The organism is Anaerotignum lactatifermentans DSM 14214 (genome assembly GCF_900142265.1).
GTDB lineage: Bacteria > Bacillota > Clostridia > Lachnospirales > Anaerotignaceae > Anaerotignum > Anaerotignum lactatifermentans.
Genome location: NZ_FRAH01000071.1, coordinates 1 through 16218, shown reverse-complemented (window position 1 = coordinate 16218; position 16218 = coordinate 1). Strand labels below are relative to the sequence as shown.

18 protein-coding genes are annotated in these 16218 nt (G+C 47.9%); 4 read left to right on the top strand and 14 right to left on the bottom strand.

What is annotated here, in order from left to right; genetic code table 11:
* The coding region (locus tag BUB35_RS14925) for a transposase (RefSeq protein WP_200777620.1) at positions 1 to 178 on the top strand (178 nt) is incomplete at its 5' end.
* Between the two features lie 491 nt (positions 179 to 669).
* Positions 670 to 1143 carry a hypothetical protein gene (locus tag BUB35_RS14920; RefSeq protein WP_072853040.1) on the top strand — a complete coding sequence of 158 codons (474 nt, stop codon included), beginning with the start codon at positions 670 to 672 and terminating at the stop codon, positions 1141 to 1143.
* Between the two features lie 129 nt (positions 1144 to 1272).
* On the opposite strand, the gene ychF is transcribed toward BUB35_RS14920, so the two are convergent.
* The 7 genes from ychF to BUB35_RS14885 form a co-directional block, all read right to left on the bottom strand.
* Positions 1273 to 2370, bottom strand: coding sequence for a redox-regulated ATPase YchF (gene ychF / locus BUB35_RS14915; protein WP_072853039.1), 1098 nt, complete (start codon positions 2368 to 2370; stop codon positions 1273 to 1275).
* 93 nt (positions 2371 to 2463) lie between these two features.
* Positions 2464 to 3645: a tyrosine-type recombinase/integrase gene (locus tag BUB35_RS14910; RefSeq protein ID WP_072853037.1), complete on the bottom strand. Its 1182-nt coding sequence runs from the start codon at positions 3643 to 3645 to the stop codon at positions 2464 to 2466.
* A gap of 113 nt (positions 3646 to 3758) precedes the next feature.
* Positions 3759 to 4049, bottom strand: a complete 291-nt coding sequence (locus tag BUB35_RS14905; RefSeq protein ID WP_072853035.1) for an excisionase — start codon at positions 4047 to 4049, stop codon at positions 3759 to 3761.
* Positions 4050 to 4438: 389 nt separating this feature from the next.
* Complete coding sequence (locus BUB35_RS14900; protein WP_072853033.1) at positions 4439 to 4690, bottom strand: helix-turn-helix domain-containing protein; 252 nt, start codon at positions 4688 to 4690, stop codon at positions 4439 to 4441.
* Entirely contained in the window at positions 4671 to 5111 is a 441-nt protein-coding gene (locus BUB35_RS14895) for an RNA polymerase sigma factor (protein ID WP_072853031.1), read from the bottom strand. Before BUB35_RS14895 ends, BUB35_RS14900 begins: the two co-directional genes overlap by 20 nt.
* 525 nt (positions 5112 to 5636) lie before the next feature.
* Entirely contained in the window at positions 5637 to 5822 is a 186-nt protein-coding gene (locus tag BUB35_RS14890) for a cysteine-rich KTR domain-containing protein (RefSeq protein ID WP_072853030.1), read from the bottom strand.
* A 10-nt stretch (positions 5823 to 5832) separates the two neighbouring features.
* Positions 5833 to 6249, bottom strand: coding sequence for a MarR family winged helix-turn-helix transcriptional regulator (locus tag BUB35_RS14885; protein WP_072853028.1), 417 nt, complete (start codon positions 6247 to 6249; stop codon positions 5833 to 5835).
* A gap of 88 nt (positions 6250 to 6337) precedes the next feature.
* Here BUB35_RS14885 and BUB35_RS14880 point away from each other — a divergent pair, with 88 nt between their 5' ends.
* Together BUB35_RS14880 and BUB35_RS14875 are read left to right on the top strand one after the other, a co-directional pair.
* Positions 6338 to 6847: a GNAT family N-acetyltransferase gene (locus tag BUB35_RS14880; protein WP_072853026.1), complete on the top strand. Its 510-nt coding sequence runs from the start codon at positions 6338 to 6340 to the stop codon at positions 6845 to 6847.
* A gap of 170 nt (positions 6848 to 7017) precedes the next feature.
* Positions 7018 to 7368 (top strand): helix-turn-helix transcriptional regulator, encoded by a 351-nt coding sequence (locus tag BUB35_RS14875; RefSeq protein ID WP_072853024.1) that lies wholly within the window; start codon positions 7018 to 7020, stop codon positions 7366 to 7368.
* Between the two features lie 152 nt (positions 7369 to 7520).
* Here BUB35_RS14875 and BUB35_RS14870 read toward each other — a convergent pair whose 3' ends face one another.
* The 7 genes from BUB35_RS14870 to BUB35_RS14840 form a co-directional block, all read right to left on the bottom strand.
* On the bottom strand, positions 7521 to 9638 hold the full coding sequence (locus BUB35_RS14870; protein ID WP_072853022.1) for a DNA topoisomerase 3: 2118 nt from the start codon (positions 9636 to 9638) through the stop codon (positions 7521 to 7523).
* Entirely contained in the window at positions 9635 to 10348 is a 714-nt protein-coding gene (locus BUB35_RS14865) for a DUF4366 domain-containing protein (protein WP_072853020.1), read from the bottom strand. Before BUB35_RS14865 ends, BUB35_RS14870 begins: the two co-directional genes overlap by 4 nt.
* Positions 10338 to 10601, bottom strand: a complete 264-nt coding sequence (locus BUB35_RS14860) for a DUF4315 family protein (RefSeq protein ID WP_072853018.1) — start codon at positions 10599 to 10601, stop codon at positions 10338 to 10340. Before BUB35_RS14860 ends, BUB35_RS14865 begins: the two co-directional genes overlap by 11 nt.
* A 28-nt stretch (positions 10602 to 10629) precedes the next feature.
* Entirely contained in the window at positions 10630 to 12606 is a 1977-nt protein-coding gene (locus BUB35_RS14855; protein WP_072853016.1) for a CHAP domain-containing protein, read from the bottom strand.
* Between the two features lie 111 nt (positions 12607 to 12717).
* On the bottom strand, positions 12718 to 13869 hold the full coding sequence (locus BUB35_RS14850) for an AlbA family DNA-binding domain-containing protein (RefSeq protein ID WP_072853014.1): 1152 nt from the start codon (positions 13867 to 13869) through the stop codon (positions 12718 to 12720).
* A 64-nt stretch (positions 13870 to 13933) separates the two neighbouring features.
* A complete protein-coding gene (locus tag BUB35_RS14845; protein ID WP_072853012.1) occupies positions 13934 to 14887 on the bottom strand; it encodes a DNA-methyltransferase in 954 nt (317 codons plus the stop codon).
* Positions 14884 to 16218 (bottom strand): VirB4-like conjugal transfer ATPase, CD1110 family (locus tag BUB35_RS14840; protein ID WP_200777585.1); only part of this gene is annotated, 1335 nt, incomplete at its 5' end. The genes BUB35_RS14845 and BUB35_RS14840, both read right to left, overlap by 4 nt.

Genomic DNA, 16218 nt, shown 5'->3' with positions numbered 1-16218 from the left:
AAAGTACAAGTATGGAAATCGACATTTTTGGTGTAGAGGATATTTTGTAGATACAGTAGGCAGATATGAAACGGCAATAAAAGAATACATCAAAAATCAGCTGGAAGATGATATTATGAATGATCAAATAAGTTTAAAGGAATTTACAGACCCGTTCACGGGTGAGCCGGTGAAATAAGGCATAAAAAGTGCCCCCGAGTAGGGGGCAGCCAGAGTTAAAAGTGTGGTTGCCAGACTATTCAATGCCCCCTTTAGGGGGCTACCACAAGAGATAGACCCTTATAGGGTCTGATCAAACCACCCGTTCAACGGGTGGTTTTGATTTAATCCCTGTGAAGAAACAGGGAAATGATAGCTACGATGAGTATACCAAACTGAAATAAATCAGTATATGTAACATACATAGCACCACCCCCTTAAAGCAGAGAGTGACAAACCGCCAAGCAGCAATCCATAGGGATATTTTAGCAAAAAATGCTGTATTCTACAAGAAAACAAACCAAATAAAAAAGAAAGCCTTTCGGCTTTCCGGTTGCAAAATCTTATGTTTTCCGAGGAAGCAGCCCCTGCGACAATCCATAGGGGGTACTTTAGCAAAAATGCTATAATCTACAAGAAAACAAGCCAAATAAAAAAGAAAGCCTTTCGGCTTTCCGGTTGCAAAATCTTATGTTTTCTGAGGAAGCAGCCCCTGCGACAATCCATAGAGAGTATTTTAGCAAAAAATGCTGTATTCTACAAGAAAACAAACCAAATAAAAAAGAAAGCCTTTCGGCTTTCCGGTTGCAAAATCTTATGTTTTCTGAGGAAGCAGCCCCTGCGACAATCCATAGAGAGTATTTTAGCAAAAAATGCTGTATTCTACAAGAAAACAAACCAAATAAAAAAGAAAGCCTTTCGGCTTTCCGGTTGCAAAATCTTATGTTTTCCGAGGAAGCAGCCCCTGCGACAATCCATAGTGGGTACTTTAGCAAAAATGCTATAATCTACAAGAAAACAAGCCAAATAAAAAAGAAAGCCTTTCGGCTTTCCGGTTGCAAAATCTTATGTTTTCTGAGGAAGCAGCCCCTGCGACAATCCATAGAGAGTATTTTAGCAAAAAATGCTATAATCTACAAGAAAATAAACCAAATAAAAAGCTGAAATCTTTGCACTACAAGGATTTCAGCTTTTTTGTTTTTACAGGATTTTGTCAGATATGTTTTTTTCTTAAAGGTAATCTGCTTTTAGAAACATACCTTTTTCATATTCTGAATCTTTTAAAAAATCAAATCACACATTGAAGCGGAACAGAACCACGTCGCCGTCTTTGACAACATATTCTTTGCCTTCGGAGCGAACCAGACCCTGTTCTTTTGCGGCATTGTAAGAGCCCAGACGCATCAGGTCGTCATAAGCCACAACTTCCGCGCGGATGAAGCCGCGTTCGAAGTCACTATGGATTTTACCAGCAGCCTGAGGTGCTTTGGTGCCTTTTGTGATGGTCCATGCACGGCTTTCCTGCGGACCTGCTGTCAGGTAGCTGATGAGCCCCAGCAGTTTGTAGCTGGCTGCAATCAGACGATCCAGACCACTGCCGTCTACGCCCAGATCTGCCAGAAATTCTTTTTTGTCTGCTTCGTCCAGATCAGAGATTTCTTCTTCGATTTTTGCGCATAATACGAATACTTCGCTGCCTTCTTTGGCTGCGTATTCTCTTACACGCTGTACAAATTCATTGCTTGCGCCGTCGTCAGCCAGATCGTCTTCGGCTACGTTTGCAGCGTACAGCACAGGTTTTGCAGTCAGCAGTGTCAGGCTGTCCACAAAAGCTTTTTCTTCCGGTGTGTCAAATTCTACCGCACGAGCGGAAATGCCCTGTTCCAGTGCATCTTTTAATTTCTGGAGCACATCCACTTCTTTCTGGAGGGACTTGTCCGCTTTTACCATTTTGCCTGTTTTTGCAATACGGCGTTCCAGGATTTCCAAGTCGGAGAATACCAGTTCCAGATTGATGGTTTCGATGTCGCGGATGGGGTCGATGGAGCCGTCCACATGTACCACGTTGGTATCTTCGAAGCAGCGTACCACGTGTACGATAGCGTCTACTTCACGGATGTGGGACAGGAATTTGTTGCCCAGACCTTCGCCTTTGCTGGCACCACGCACCAGACCAGCAATGTCAACGAATTCGATGACAGCAGGTGTGGTTTTTGCGGAGTTATACATTTCTGTCAGTTTTGTCAGTCTTTCGTCAGGCACAGTTACGATGCCCACGTTGGGGTCGATGGTACAGAAGGGATAGTTTGCTGCTTCTGCTTTCCCCAGAGTCATAGAGTTGAATAAGGTGCTTTTGCCCACGTTGGGCAGACCTACGATACCTAATTTCATTTTATCTTATACCTATCCAGAAACCCTTGATTTACAAGGCTTTCTGCCTTTCTCTAAATTTTGTCTACGCCCTTTTTACGCCCTTTTTTCATATCAGGCTGGCGTAGCTTGTTCAAATTGGCGGACGGCTTTTATCATAGATTCGTCTGTCACATGAACATATCTGTCCATTGTTGTTTTGATACTCGCGTGTCCTAAAAGCTGCTGCAAGACCTTTGGCTGTACGCCGCGCTCGATTGCGCGTGTGGCGTAGGTATGTCGCAGAGCGTGCATACAAAAACGCTTGATACCAGCTTCATCACACAACTTGTATAGATGGGTATCATAGGAACTGTTTTTCGCCGGTTCCCCGGTTCGCCAGTTTACGAACACTAGATCACGCATGACAAGGCATTTCTTTTCTCCTGTTCGGCTGTCCGTGTACTCCAAAACCTGTGACAGTACATCAGACTCCTTTCGGCTGTTCCGTTCATCGTAACAGCTTTTAAGAACGGAGTATGCCATATCCGTAAGCGGAATTGTGCGATAGCTTTTCTTCGTTTTTGGTGGACCAGCTCGCCAATAGCCTTGACTGTGCCGGTACTCTAAACTTTTGCTGATCGTCAGGGTGTGTTTCTTCCAATTTATAGCGTCCCATGTCAGACCAATCAATTCAGCCGTTCTTAATCCTGTTTCAAGCAGTAACACATACTGCCTGTAATTATGAGAACGTTTTGCCACTTCGAGGAATTTTTCTTGTTCCTCAACGGTTAAGTATTTAATATCATCTACCGCCCGAACAGGTTTTGTGTAACGAACACCGTTCATGGGGTGCTTTCCGATGATGTCATTCATAACCGCCGATTTGAACATGGTTCCCATCGTGATATAAGTCTGCCGGATTGTAGAGCCTGCGTAGGTGGTTTCCATTCGATTGAGAACAGCTTTACAGTGCATGGGCTTTACATCGCCTATACACATGGTTCCCAACACCGGCTGAATATTCCATTTGTACCGCTCTCGATAATTGCGTTTGGTATTCGGAGCAAGATCACAAACAATATTTTCAATCCAGTAATTAAACCACTTGTCAACTGTCATATCGGGGGAAGTGACGATCAAGTTATGTCGTTCTTCGTACCTTGCGTCAGCAAGCCAGTTTTTCGCTTCTGGCAGCGTATCGAAATACTTTTCTTTGCGCTTGCCATCTTTTGCATAAAATCTTGCGGAGTATAAACCATCCTTTCTTTGATAAATGCCTTTGCCGCATTCTTTACCTTTTAAGTTTTTTCCCATCAGTACGGACTCCCTTCAACAAAAAAGAGTCCAACGCAACTATAAAGTATAGCACAAAGACTCTGTTTTTTCAATCATATACGGAACAATCTCAACCAATAAGCGGCAAAAAATTAGATTGTAATTTCTCGGCGGATATATTCTTCAAATTCTCGGCGTTTGACGAGTTTTCGCGTCCCAACATACAAAACGAAAGGACAGTTGGGCTGCCGCAGCATAGAGTCAATTTTGTTGATCCCGATATTGCTATATTCGGCAGCTTCCTTAATGGTTAGTGTCATTTTTAGATGAATAGGAACCCGATTTTCTTCTTTTCGATTAAATCCGGCTGCTTCATCTTCGGTTATTGTTACCCCTTTACTTTTTGATGTAAAAGGGAATTGCATTTCGTTTGATTTACTCATAAACTTAATTCCCCTTTCTTTGATCTGAATAAAAAGGAAATGGGCTTTTCATCGGGCGGCTGCTGGCAACAGCTCCACGGGAGTTTCACCCCGTCCCATGCTTGTGGGTGCGCCGCGCAATGCTGTGAGGGCGTTCAACGCGGGAGTATCATTGTCCTCCCTGTACGGTCGTCGCCCGCAAACTGCCACGCTTGCTTTGCGGCGCGGTGTTGTTCGCTCTGCTTTTCCCCTACGGGGAAAAGCGGTCATGGCGCACCCGCCGTCCGGCTCGGTACAGGAAGAATGTGTCCGATCTTGCCCTATGCTGCGTCGCCATTATTTTGCGCCGCTTTCTTTGTCAAGGAGCAAATGGGGCAGATTTACGCCAAGCGGAAAGGGGACGCTTTGCGTTACTTTTCTGCCTTAAAGGATAGGACAGCCCGCATGAGCTTTGCTTGCAGCCGTTCCCGTAAGTCCTCGTCTATGCCGTAATAAGTGTTGCCGCGCTCGTCGCGGATTTTTCGGATAGACAGGTGGGCTATGTAGCTTTGGTAGTGCTGCATGACAATGTTCATGGCTTCCGGGTCGCCCTTTGTCGCGGCTAAAATGACCGGGTAGGGTAATAAGCCGCGCTCGTCGGTGTTACAATTCGTCCCATTCATCGGCGCGTTCCTCCAAGTATCGTTTTAGCAGTTCAAAAGAGCTTGTCCGGCGGTACTGTACTGTGCTGCGGGGTACTTTCATTAGCTCCGCAATCTCAACATCTGTCATGTCGAAAAAGTAGTACAGCAGTACGGCTTGACGTTTTTCGTCCGGTAGAGTGTGCAGAGCTTCGGCAAGCAGCTTAGCGGTGATCTTCAAGCCGCCCGCGCAAAAGGCTTCTTCGTCCTCGTTGGCAAAATATTTGTCAACGGTGTATAGCTGCTTTTCTTCGTGCGGGGTAAGGTCTGCAAAGCTCACTTCGTGCCGCTTGCGGCTTTTGCGTTCCCGGCAGGCGTCGATCAGTTCGTTGCGTAATGTGCGTTTGCAGTACGCATTAAACTCACATCTTGTCTGCCACTCAAACCGAGCAGGGTAATCCATATTTTCACCCCCTCTCGTTCCCGGGGGCGGGTTATTTATCCCCTTTCGGCTGCCTTCCACGGACGTGCCGTGTCTGTGCCAAATGGAAAAGCAAAGTTTTTGAAAAAACTTTTGAGAACAGAAAAATGCGCCCGCCCGCAAGACGCGGACGAGCGCAAAGGAAATGTACAAAGTATTTAGATGTATTGACAGTTCATATTCATAGCCGGAGTTTCCCGATGGCGGGTAATGGCTTTTTTTGACTGCAAAGTGTTTGGTGGGTTGTTACAAATAAAAATGGACACGGCGATACCTCCCAGATACCGCCGTATCCTTAAAAAAGGGCGACTTTAACACACCCCCCGTATTCTCGTTTTTTGAAAAAGAAAACGGCGGCTTTGATTGACTTATTCAAAACCTCCGCTTCTAGTTTGCGACCGCACTCAATACTAATAGCGGCGGCCTAATTCTCTGCTTAACCAGCAATCGTACAGCGCAAGCAGTTGTCAAAAACAAAGAGCCGATAACCGCATTTTGATCTGCGTGTTATCGGCTCTGCGTCTGTGCGTCTGGCTCTTTGATAACTGTTGTATTCAGTCGTTTTACATTGATTAGCGTTTCTTGCTTACATTTAGGGCAATACAGGGGGAAGTTTATAAGTTCTGTATCTCCTCGTACTTTTATTCGTGTCTTGTTTTTGCAAATAGGACACAGCAACCAGATATTCTCCATATTCTACCCTCTAATTTACTGCTTTTGTGAAAAGTTCGAGAAAAATACTTGTTTCTTCTGTATTAAGTTGCTGTAACAAGTTTTCAAATATCGACTTTTCAATTTCACGATGTTCCGTCTGGGCTTGTGCTCCCCATTCTGTTAGTTCTAAATTGTAGGCGCGTTTGTCGCTATCGCTTTGACTTCTCCGCAAATATCCTTTCGCTTCAAGTCTTTTCGCCGCACTTGTTAATGTGCTTTTAGGCAATCCCAATAGTTCGCTAACTTTTTTCATCATACAATTTGGATAGCGTTCGACAGTTTCCAAAATACTTAATTCTATCATGGAGATACTAAGTATTGCCGGGTATTTTCCACTGCACATTTCGCTTTTCATACGCATACCAACTATATGCCAAAGCTCGTTTAGAGCCTGAACTTTATCCATTGACATTCACCTCTCTATATGGTACGATAATCGTACTATAATAATACGATTATCGTACTACATTGTCAAGAGGAGATGAAAGATTTTTATGGATTTTCAAGTTATTAGAGCAACAAGAGAATTTGCGTTTGATATGGGGTATGTTCATTCCTGCTCGTGGCAAGAAGCATATACAGGAATAATCCCAGATGAAATAATTAAAACTTTTACACCAGAAAATCGAGCAAAGATTTTCTTAGATGTACTGGAAAACCCTTTAGAGGAGTATTATTTATTCAAAGTCGATGATCGTCCAGCAGGAATTGCGTCATTAGCTAAATCACACGAGAAGAATATGCCCAATTATATTGGAGAGATATATTCAATTTATTTTCACCCGGACTTTTGGGGAACCGAAGTCACCCAAAAAGGATTTCAATTTTGCATAAACAGACTAAAAGATTTAGGCTTTTCCGAAATTACAATATGGGTATTAAATGATAATCTTCGAGCAAAAAGATTTTATGAAAGAAACGGATTTAAGTTAGATGGTAATTCCAAAGAAATTGAAATTGGAGTAAAACTACTTGAAGTTCGATATTCTAAAAGAATACTCTAATCATTAACAGCCGGACTAACTACCCGGCTGTTAATTTTTTCTTATTATTTTTCAATTCATCCTATGATTTTTCTCTTGAATATAAGGAATTATTTAAGCTAATACTATGAATTGTATAGACATATTCAAAAGGAAAGGTGAACAGTAGAATGTAATAGGGTGAATGAATAATGGCAAAAAGACCTGTACCATTGTACGATTTTAAGGCTTTCGGGGCAGCCATAAAAGCCGCGAGAAAAGAATACGGCGAGAGCCGAAAAAAGGTAAGCGACGAGTTATATATATCCCCGCGATACCTTGCGAATATAGAGAACAAGGGACAGCAACCGAGTTTACAGGTGTTCTATGACCTTGTAACCCGGTATCATATTTCGGTAGATCAATTTTTCTTCCCGAACAGCGACGCGGAGAAATCCACCAATCGGCGGCAGCTTGACGCGCTGCTGGACGGTATGAGCGATAAAGGCATACGGATTGTAACCGCAACAGCAAGGGAAATTACGGAAGTCGAAAAAGAGTAAGCACAAAGCAAAATAAGCAAAAGGACGCTATGGAAACGCATTGTTTCTATGGCGTTTTTCTTTTTCTGCGGAAGTGTTCGGCAAATCTGCGCTTTCATCGTGGGAGAATACGAAAAGATGAATAGCAAGCATAGGAAAGGGGTACCCCTTTCCTATGCTTGCTGCGTAACTTCTCTGTCCCTCTGGATTGCAATTCGGTAGTTGACGTATTTCCCGCCCGTATCGGCTAACAGGATTGTTCCGTCATAGGTTTTGCCTGTTTTCGGGGAATACAGCTTCTTAACCTTTGCTTTCCCGTCTTTTAAGAGGGCGGCGGCAATTTTTGGAGAAAAGGCTACCTTGCGTTCCTCAAAAAAACGGTCATTCTTCCACATGGTAAAGGCGCAGACCCGATTTGAGCAGTAGTAGTTTTTCTTGCTCTCATGGACATTTGCGCCGCAACGGGGGCATTTGCCGATCACCGGCTTTTCCTCTTTGAAACGCTCCTTTTCCTTGTCGGAAAGAAAAGGATAGGTCTTTACAAGCCCCTGTGTCATTTCGGCTATCCCCGTCATAAAGCTGTCCGGGTCCGCCTGTCCCTTTGCAATCTGCGTCAGATTGTTTTCCCAATCGGCGGTCAGCTTCGGGGAAGTGAGTACGTCCGGCAGAACACAAACAAGCTCGGTCCCGCTTTTGGTAGGAATGAGCTGTTTCCCTTTGCGCTCCACAAAGCCGCCTTTTACCAGCTTTTCAATAATAGCTGCGCGGGTGGCGGGTGTTCCAAGCCCCCGGCGTTCCGCGTCCGGGTCGGTTTCCTCATTCCCGGCGCGTTCCATAGCAGAGAGCAGCGACGCTTCGTTATGGGGCTTCGGCGGCGTCGTGAAATGCTCCGTTACCGCCGCTTGTGGGTTGTCAAAGGTCTGTCCCTCGGTAAAGGGCGGCACGTCCAGCGAAAGGGCGTTTTCCTCGTCGTCCTCGGTATCGGTTTTCTTTTTTAACGTCGCCATAAAACGGCGTTCCAAGTCTTTCCACCCTGCGGCAAGCACTGTTTTTCCCTTTGCGGTAAACTCCTGTCCGGCGCAGGAAAGAACCGCCGTAACCGCTTCAAAGATATGCGGCTCGGCGCAAGCCATCAAAAGACGCGCCCCTACAAGGACAAGGATATTGCGCTCACTCTCCGGCAGCGCGGCAAGGTCGGCTTTTTCAAGCTCCATTGTGGGAATAATTGCGTGGTGGTCGGACACTTTTTTGCTGTCCAGCAGACGGGAGATTTCCGGCGTAAAGGCTGCACCCTGCATAAAGGGAAGCGTCCCGCCAAGCAGGGTGGCAATCCCCGCCGCTGTATCGCCCATGTCGTCGGTAAGATAGCTGCTATCCGTTCTCGGATAGGTAAGCAGCTTCTTTTCATACAGGGCTTGTGCCAGGTCAAGGGTCTGTTTTGCGGTGTAGCCATAAATGCGGTTTGCTTCCCGCTGCAAGCTGGTAAGGTCAAAGAGCTTTGGCGGGGCTATGGTTTTCTTTTCATGGATTATAGAAACACAAGCCGCCTGCGACGCTTCACAAGCTGCTTTCAAGGCGGCTGCGTCCTCGGCGGCGTGGATCTTCGCGCTTGCCGCTTCCACGCCGGACAGGGACAGGCGCACATGGTAGTATTTTTCTTTCCTAAAGGTCGTAATGGCTGCGTCACGATCAACCAGCATTTTCAGTGTCGGGGTCTGGACGCGCCCCACGTTCAACGTCTTTCCATACAGGCAGGAAAACAGGCGGGTCATATTGATACCGACAATCCAATCGGCTTTTGCCCTGCAAAGGGCAGAGGAATACAGGGAGTCATACACTTTCCCGTCTTTGAGGGAAGCAAAGCCCGCCTTGATTGCGCTTTCTTCCATAGAGGAAATCCAAAGGCGACGCATAGGCTTTTTACACCCGGCGACTTCATAGACAAAGCGGAAAATGAGTTCGCCCTCGCGCCCTGCGTCGCAAGCGTTGACGACTTCGGAAACGTCGGCCCGGTGCATGAGATCTTTTAGGATTTTGAATTGCTTTCCCTTGTCGGCGGCAACGGTGTATTGCCATTCCTGCGGCAGAATGGGTAAACTGTCATAGCTCCATTTCTTGTACTGCTCGCCATAGGCGGCGGCTTCCGTAAGCTGTACCAAATGTCCGACACACCACGAAACAAGATAGCCGTTGCCCTTGATGTACCCGTCTTTTTTCTCTGTTGCGCCAAGCGCGGCGGCGATTGTCGCCGCTACGCTCGGTTTTTCTGCAATTACAAGCGTTTCACTCATACAGTATCGTCCTCCTGTTCCTCGTCTGCGGTATCGTCGGTCAGCTCGTCCTCGGCTTCCTCGTCGTACTCGTCAAAATCGTATTCGTCCAGATTGTCATTGCCCTTTGCCGCGTCCTTTTTCGGCTTTAAGACTTTGAAATAATAGAACGCTGCGCCGCCACCTCCGGCAAGGATAAGGACGATCAGCAGAATACCGCCCATGTTGTTTTGCTTTTCTTCCTGCGGCTGTTCGGGTTCTTCCGGCTCGGCTTCCTTGCCGGTGCAGTCTTTCAGATTGACAGCGCAGACAGGGCAAGCGGTATTCACGGCTCCGGCTTCGCATTTTTCCGTACAGGTGCAGACTGCGGGCGGTTCTTCGGTCTGTCCGTCCTCGTCCTCCATCAGTGCCATAAGGTCGGCTTCGTCTACTTGATTGAGGAAATGGACGGTGTTTTCGCCCTCGTCGTCCCGGTCAATGATGATATAGAAATAGTTGCCGTTTTTCGTAGTAATGGTAATAAGCTGCTTGTTGCCGCCGTAATCGTCAACAAGGGTTGCGTTTCCGTCCGGGGTAAGGGGCGGCGTGTCCTCGGTTTCTTCCACAATCACGCCCGTATCATTGGTGGCGTCTCTCTCCGGCGTCTGTGCAAAAGCGGTAACAGAAAAGCCGCCCATGAGCATAAGGGCGGCACAAAGGGCGGTCAATGTCTGAACAATTTTATTCTTCATACGCGGCTTCCTCCTGTTCCTCGTTGAAATCGTCTGCGGGAACGGCAGCCATACCGGGAATACCGCCGCCGGACAGCATAGCGGTAAGTTCCTGCGGGGTCAGGTTCATAGCGCGTACCATCTGGACGATTTGCAGATTTTCCACTTCGGTTTTCTGTGCGGTCAGCTCTTTGAGCTTGTTTTGCTGCTCGGTGATCTTCTCGCGGGTCTTTTGGATTTCCCGGTCAAGACGTTCCAGTTTACTCATAGCCATAATAAAAATTCTCCTTTCCTTGTGTGGGTTAGTCCCAATTCATCAGCCCGTACCCTTTGATACATTCATAGGTAAGGGCATAGCTCTTGATTTTGCAGGCGTCGCCGGAATTGCCCTCAACGGTATAAACGCGGCTTCCGTCGGTGCCTATGACAATGCCTACATGGTCTGCGCTCCCGTCTAAATCCCAATCGAAAAAGATCGCGTCGCCGGGGGCGATATTTTCATAATCCCTTGAGCCCCATTGTCCCCGCGACTGGAACCACGGAACGCCCTGCGACTGACAGCCCGCAAAACGCGGCTCGCTTTTTCCGGCTTGATTGTAGCACCAGCTCACGAAACAGGCGCACCACTCCACGCGGCTGTTAAAGCCGTACCAGCTCCAATAGGGATAGCCGCCCACGTTGCCGACTTGCTGCTTTGCAAGGTCTACCAGCTCTGTGTTTCCGGGGCGAGTGCCGTTGACAAAATGAACGCCGCTTAAATCCTCGGACGGGCTACCATCGGGAGAGCCGCCGCCAAAAATTAAAGGCTTATTGCCGCTTGTTTCCATGTAGACATGGAACATTTCAAACTGCTCTGCGTTCAACAGCTCCGGCGCAAGTGAGGATATGGGGGTGTTCGTCAGCTCCACATGAAGTATGCGGTATTCGTATTCGTGTTCGTCCCCGTCCTCGTCGGTGTAGGTGCGTATCTGGATTTCCTCGGTAAGCGTCAAGGTGTACTGCATATCAAAAATACGCTGGATTTCTGCCTGTGCGCTCTGCGGGGTGTAGCTCTGCAAAAGGGCGGTCAAATAGGACGCAAGCTCATGGGGGTTATGCTCGATGGCGTCCAAATGGTAGCGGTATTCATCATAGCCGGGGTGGGTGCTTTCGATGTTGTCAATTTCGGCTTGCAGCTCGTTTTCCATAGCAACATAGTTGTTTTCCACCGCCACAAGATCGCTGTCCTCCGATGTATAGGAAGTTCCCACGACACCATTTACCGCGCCGGAAAACATAGAGGAACAAGAGGACAGCCCTGCGAAAACCATGATAAACAGCAGCAGGGCGGCAATCACAATCAGTACGCCTACCGGGTGCCTTGCCACAAATGCCGCCGCTTTTCTTGTTTCCTCGGCGGTTTTCTTCGCTGCCTTGCGGGTGCTTTCTGCCGCTTTTTTCGCGGTGGCTGCACCGCCTTTTTTCGCCGCTTTTGCATACTCCCGCTTGATTTTCTGTTTCTGCATGAAACGGGAAAGAGGGTTGCTACTAAGCTGCGGGTTCTCATACAGGGCTTTGTGATAGTGAAAATTGGCGTTTGCCTTTGCCGCTGCCTTTTCCGCTTGTGCTGCCTTGCGGTAAGGTTTCAGCTTGTGGCTGTGGTAGCCCTCTTTGACCTTGCGGACACCGTATTTTCCCATACGCTCGGCGGCTTCCTCGGATTTATGCGCCCCCTCAACGCCGGAATTGTCCTTTTCCACGGAATGTATCTTGTTATGGACGAAAATCCCGGCTTCCTGCGCGGGACGGGATAAGGGGTTGTGCTTGCCCTTAAAATTAGGCGGCGTTTCCTGTTCCTCAAACTGCAACCGTGATTTTTTCTTTTTGGGAAGTGCCGCCCGCGCCGCGTCCAGACGGTCGGCGGCTTTATCCGATTGCTTGATGTACTTTTCCAGCTCCGGCGTTGCCCGTTCCTCGTCGGTAAATTGCAGACGGGACGACTGTGTTTTTGCTGTTGCTGCTTCCTGCGCCCGACGAACCGCTTTTTTTGACGCTTTCCGGGTCTGTCCCGCGCCGATATGCTCCATGACGCGCTCTGCGGCTGCGTCCTGCTGTTTTGCGATATGCTCCGGCGCATGGGGCAAAGGAGAGGTCGGGGAAGATACGCCTTGAAGCTGCGCCGCGTCCTGTGCGGCTTGCTGCTCCGGCGTTTTCTGAAAATCCGCGTCCTGTATGCGCTTGCTGATAAGCTCGGTTTCGCCCGTGGCTTTGTTTTGCTCGGTCAGCCCGTCACGGCTCATTTTCTGCGTGATTTTGTCACGGGCTTTTATTGGGTTCTTGATAAATATAACACCTCCTTTTGGGCATAAAAAAACGCCACTCGAAAGTGACGTTTTGATGTTTATGTTTTTTTACTCAAAGCAACCGGATTTACTAAATCCAAAAGCGTTTGACAAGGAATCAAACACTGGTTCCAATGCTCTGTTAAGTGGAATCTCCTCGGTGCATATTCCGTCTAAAGAATTGATAATATTCCTGTCGAGGGGTAGTGAAGAATCTCCCCAACCAGCAGACGCAATATATCCTTTTCCATTAAGAATTGTGCCGAAAAGGTGCCACGGCTTTGGAACTCCTAATTTTTCTAACAGACTGCCATATTGATTTAACGCCTTAATTATTGCTCCTTGCGTTTCCAACCAATTATAGACTTCTTTTGATCTGTAATTTGAAATCAGCCTAATTTCTACCGCCTCAATTATTCCGCTGTGGAACACTTGCGTATATGTATTTATAGCTCCTGTCTTATGTTCGCTGGAATAAATGCAATACCCATCTGCATTATAACGATATGACCAGCCGCTTCCAGAAATCGGTGTAAATGATGTGTTATTGCGTAGTCCTTCAAGGTTTATTCTGTTTCCAAGTTCAAAACTCCACTCTGGAACAATGTGAAAAACAATTTTTGCGTCATTTCCAAGATCGCCAACACATTCATTCGCCAAAATCATTGAAATTCTATCCTTACGAAATTGTCTGATTTTGTCCTGCAACCCATTTGCGTACAGAAATTCTTTTCTTAAGTCGTCAATGTCCATGTAGGTAATTCCGTTGGCATAGCGCATAAAGAACTCATCTTTGTTCCCATCCCAAAAACTATGCGGACGAGCATAGCTTTTAGGAACGGAAACCACTATTGCAATGTTATCATCACTTATCTGAACTGGGATACATTCCACACCATGTAAATGCGGTCTAATACGTGATAAAACAAGTTGACGGAAAGAGGACAACCAATTATCAAATTCATTTAAGGAAAAACCAGCTCCTGTTAATTTGACGGGTAGCCTATTTTCATCTTCCTGCATACCTATAACAATAATACCACCGTTTGTATTTGCAAAAGCAGCGATTTCTTTCATGAACTTCTCTTTGTTCTTATCTGTCATTTTGCCGCCCGCGAATGAGTAATCTTTATATTCTAACTCTTTGTTTTCAAAAACCTTGTTATCAATAAGCGCCTGCAAATATTGAAGGTTGATCTCTTTGGTATCAACGAATGGCATTTATCAACACCTCCTTAACTTAGATTATATCATATTGACACGTAAAAAGCAGATATAACTAAAATTATTCACCTCCAATCCGCGCCCTTGCAAGAGCGCAATACTCAATGTTGATCTCAATGCCGATATAGTGGCGGTCAAGGTCTTTTGCCGCCTTGCCTGTGGTGCCGCTTCCGAAAAACGGGTCTATCACAATGCCACCCCTCGGACAGCCCGCCAAAATACAGGTTTCCGCTAACTTCGGGGGAAACGCGGCAAAATGCCCGCCCTTGTACGGGACAGTGTTAATCAGCCACACATCACGTTTGTTCCGCATGGTGGGGATTAGTGCGTCGTCATAGTAGCCGCCTTTCCGCGCTCTGTTGATACCCTGCACTTTGCCTTGTCCGGGTATTTCCTCGGTGTATTTGCTGTTCGCGCTGCGCCCCAGTCGGTACCGCGCCGCCGTTTTCGGGGAAATGGGTTCGGCTATGGCTGCCGCGTCATAGTAGTATTTCTTTTCTTTCGTCAGCAGGAAGATATGTTCATAGCAGCGGGTCGGGCGGTCTTTGCAGCTTTCCGGCATGGGGTTTTCTTTCTGCCAGATAATATCGCTCCGCAGATACCACCCGTCCGAGCGCAGGGAAAAGGCTAAGAGCCACGGGATACCGATTAAATCTTTTTGCTTGATACCCGCCGCTTTTCGTGCGATTGATACGCTTTGCCCGTTCCTGCCTTTCGGGTTTTTCGGGTCGGTAGAGCTGCCTTTGCTTCCAGTGCCGCAGTAAGTGTCTGCGATATTCAGCCAGAGCGTCCCGTCCGGGCGCAGCACCCTCCGCAGCTCCCGGAAAATCACGGTCAACCGCCGGATATATTCCTCCGGCGTGTCCTCGCGCCCTATCTGCATGGTAAGCCCGTAATCGCGCAGCGCGTAGTAGGGCGGGCTTGTCACGGCACAATGGACGCTTTCAGAGGGAAGTTCCCGCAGGGCATACAGCGCGTCCCGGTTGATAATGGTGTCTGTCGTCAGCCCGTTCATGCTTCCCCCACTTCCTCCGGCTTCGTCGTCATTACCTTGTAAAGCTCCGTGTCCTTCGGGAAGCGGTCTACAAAAGGCAGCACCACGTTCCCGTAGAAGATAAGCCCCTCGCCCGCTTCGGTGTGGGTCACATACTTCATCTGCTGCGGGGAAATGCCTAACTGTCCTGCAAGGATAGCCCGGTCGCCCTGTGCCTGATTGAGCATGAGGACAAAATCGCTGTTCTCAAAGATATTCTCCACTTCGCGGGAAGCAAGCAGGTCTTTGACGTTCTGGGTAATGGCGGTCGGAATGCCGCCCCACTTACGGAAACGCTTCCAAATCTCCACGGAATAGGCGGCGGTCTGTTCTTCTTTCAAAAGCAAGTGAAATTCGTCCATGTAGTAGCGCGTCGCTTTTTTCTCTGCCCGGTTGACCGTCACGCGGTTCCATACCTGGTCTTGCACAATGAGCATACCTAACTTTTTGAGCTGTTTCCCAAGCTGCTTAATGTCAAAGCAGACAAGGCGGTTGGAAAGCTCCACGTTCGTCCTGTGGTTGAACACGTTAAGACTGCCGGAAACGTAAAGCTCCAACGCCGCCGCAATCCGCGCCGCTTCCGGCTCCGGCTGCTTCAAAAGTTCATTGTAAAGGTCGCCAAGGACAGGCATTTTCGCCGGGTCGGGGTCGGCAAGAAACGGTCGGTACACATTCCGTACAGCCCGGTCAATGACGGTCTTATCGACAGGCTGCAAGCCCTCCTTGCCGCCGATAACAAGCTCGCAGAGGGAAAGGATAAAGTCGCTTTTTAAGGCAAGGGGGTTGTCGTCCTCGGAATAGTTGAGGTTTATATCCATAGGGTTTACATACTGTGGCTTGCCGTCCATGCCTTTCCCCGCCGGGGAGAGCCGCACCACCTGTCCGTTGAGCCGCTGCACAAGGGAAAAATACTCGGCTTCCGGGTCGCAGATGATAATATCGTCGTCCGTAATGAGAAACGCATTTGTCATTTCCCGCTTTGCCGCAAAGGATTTCCCGCTTCCCGGCGTCCCAAGGATAAGCCCGTTCGGGTTTTTGAGCTGCTTCCGGTCGCAGAGTATCATGTTGTTAGAAAGCGCGTTCAGCCCGTAGTAAAGGGCTTCCCCGGTCTGGAAAAGCTCCTGCGTGATAAAGGGGATAAAGATTGCGGTACTGCTCGTCGTCAAGCCCCTCTGGATAGGGACAAGGTTCTCGCCCAGAGGGACGCTGCTCATCAAGCCTGCTTCCTGCTGATAGTCAAGCCGGGTAAGGGCGCAGTTATATTTCTGTGCGATACCCGCCGCCGCGAACACGTCATTTTCCAGTTTCCGCTT

Coding starts and splice junctions, on each gene's coding strand:
- BUB35_RS14870 (WP_072853022.1), bottom strand. CDS start 9,638: ATGAGTGAAACGCTTGTAATTGCAGAAAAACCGAGCGTAGCGGCGACA.
- BUB35_RS14910 (WP_072853037.1), bottom strand. CDS start 3,645: ATGGGAAAAAACTTAAAAGGTAAAGAATGCGGCAAAGGCATTTATCAA.
- BUB35_RS14880 (WP_072853026.1), top strand. CDS start 6,338: ATGGATTTTCAAGTTATTAGAGCAACAAGAGAATTTGCGTTTGATATG.
- BUB35_RS14865 (WP_072853020.1), bottom strand. CDS start 10,348: ATGAAGAATAAAATTGTTCAGACATTGACCGCCCTTTGTGCCGCCCTT.
- BUB35_RS14885 (WP_072853028.1), bottom strand. CDS start 6,249: ATGGATAAAGTTCAGGCTCTAAACGAGCTTTGGCATATAGTTGGTATG.
- ychF (WP_072853039.1), bottom strand. CDS start 2,370: ATGAAATTAGGTATCGTAGGTCTGCCCAACGTGGGCAAAAGCACCTTA.
- BUB35_RS14845 (WP_072853012.1), bottom strand. CDS start 14,887: ATGAACGGGCTGACGACAGACACCATTATCAACCGGGACGCGCTGTAT.
- BUB35_RS14850 (WP_072853014.1), bottom strand. CDS start 13,869: ATGCCATTCGTTGATACCAAAGAGATCAACCTTCAATATTTGCAGGCG.
- BUB35_RS14875 (WP_072853024.1), top strand. CDS start 7,018: ATGGCAAAAAGACCTGTACCATTGTACGATTTTAAGGCTTTCGGGGCA.
- BUB35_RS14860 (WP_072853018.1), bottom strand. CDS start 10,601: ATGGCTATGAGTAAACTGGAACGTCTTGACCGGGAAATCCAAAAGACC.
- BUB35_RS14895 (WP_072853031.1), bottom strand. CDS start 5,111: ATGGATTACCCTGCTCGGTTTGAGTGGCAGACAAGATGTGAGTTTAAT.
- BUB35_RS14920 (WP_072853040.1), top strand. CDS start 670: ATGTTTTCTGAGGAAGCAGCCCCTGCGACAATCCATAGAGAGTATTTT.
- BUB35_RS14855 (WP_072853016.1), bottom strand. CDS start 12,606: ATGAGCCGTGACGGGCTGACCGAGCAAAACAAAGCCACGGGCGAAACC.
- BUB35_RS14905 (WP_072853035.1), bottom strand. CDS start 4,049: ATGAGTAAATCAAACGAAATGCAATTCCCTTTTACATCAAAAAGTAAA.
- BUB35_RS14890 (WP_072853030.1), bottom strand. CDS start 5,822: ATGGAGAATATCTGGTTGCTGTGTCCTATTTGCAAAAACAAGACACGA.
- BUB35_RS14900 (WP_072853033.1), bottom strand. CDS start 4,690: ATGAATGGGACGAATTGTAACACCGACGAGCGCGGCTTATTACCCTAC.